Source organism: Aminobacter aganoensis (genome assembly GCF_014206975.1).
Classification (GTDB): domain Bacteria; phylum Pseudomonadota; class Alphaproteobacteria; order Rhizobiales; family Rhizobiaceae; genus Aminobacter; species Aminobacter aganoensis.
On record NZ_JACHOU010000052.1, the window covers coordinates 1 to 1,049 of the forward strand.

A 1,049-nucleotide genomic window follows, 5' to 3' on the forward strand; every position below is an offset into this window, starting at 1 on the left:
TAGAGCCCTTCATGTTTTAACGGAAGCGTATCCGGCGTTTTCGAAGTAGTTCCTGCATTCGGCTGCCTCGATGGTTTCGACGAGGTGGCCGATGTGGCGCCAGGTGTCCTCGGCGGTGCGCTTCTGGGCTTGGCGCATCCAGTGTTTGATCTTGGCGAAGGCTTGCTCGATCGGGTTGAGATCCGGCGAGTAGGGCGGTAGGTACCAGAGCCTTGCGCCGGCAGCCTTGATCATCTGCCTGATGGCCGCCGACTTGTGGCTTCCCAGATTGTCCATGACGACGATATCGCCGGGCTTCAGCACAGTGATGAGTTGCTGCTCGACATAAGCGCGGAAGCATCGGCCGTTGATCGGGCCGTCGAAGACGCAAGGCGCCGCGAGCCGATCCCAGCGCAATGCACCCAGGAAGGTCAGCGTGCGCCAATGGCCGTGCGGAGCCAGGCCGCGCAGCCGCTTGCCCTTCGGCCCCCACCCGCGCAGCGGAGCCATGTTGGTCTTGATCCAGGTCTCGTCGATGAAGACAAGGCACTGCGGATCCAGGCCGGCCTGCCACGACCTCCAGCGCTGGCGGCGACGGGCAATGTCGGCCCGGGACTGCTCAAGGGCGAACAGCGTTTTTTTTGAAGCTCAGCCCCTCGCGCCTCAAGAACAGCCACACCGTATTGTGCGAGACCGTCACCCCGCGCGCATCCAACTCGTCCTTCAGCCGATGCAGCGTCAGGTCAGAGGTCTGATTGATCCGCTCCACGATGAAGGCCCGATGCGGCTCCAGGACGCGCTTGCGGTGCCCGCCCATCTTGCCCGGCGCCACCGAGCCGGTGGCACGGTAACGCTGCGACCACTTCACAACCGAGGAAACGGCGACGCCAAAGCGTGATGCCACTGCTCGGCAGCTCTCACCCGCTCCAACCGCATCAACAACACGCTCACGAAGATCGTTCGAAAGGGCTCGCGTCATCAGATGCTGGCCTCCACCCAGCCAGCATCTTGAATCACAAACCACCTTCTTTGGGAATCCTACGATTCGCTCAAGATAGGAAACGCTCTAG

At 62.1% G+C, this 1,049-nt stretch carries 1 protein-coding gene; it reads right to left on the reverse strand.

Annotated elements, in window-relative coordinates; genetic code table 11:
* Positions 1–9: 9 nt before the first annotated feature.
* Positions 10–958, reverse strand: a protein-coding gene (locus GGR00_RS28195; RefSeq protein WP_184702879.1) for an IS630 family transposase whose coding sequence is annotated in 2 segments (ribosomal slippage) — positions 10–621 and positions 623–958 — 948 coding nt in all. Because the reading frame shifts where the segments join, the coding sequence is not laid out codon by codon here.
* Between the last annotated feature and the right edge of the window lie 91 nt (positions 959–1,049).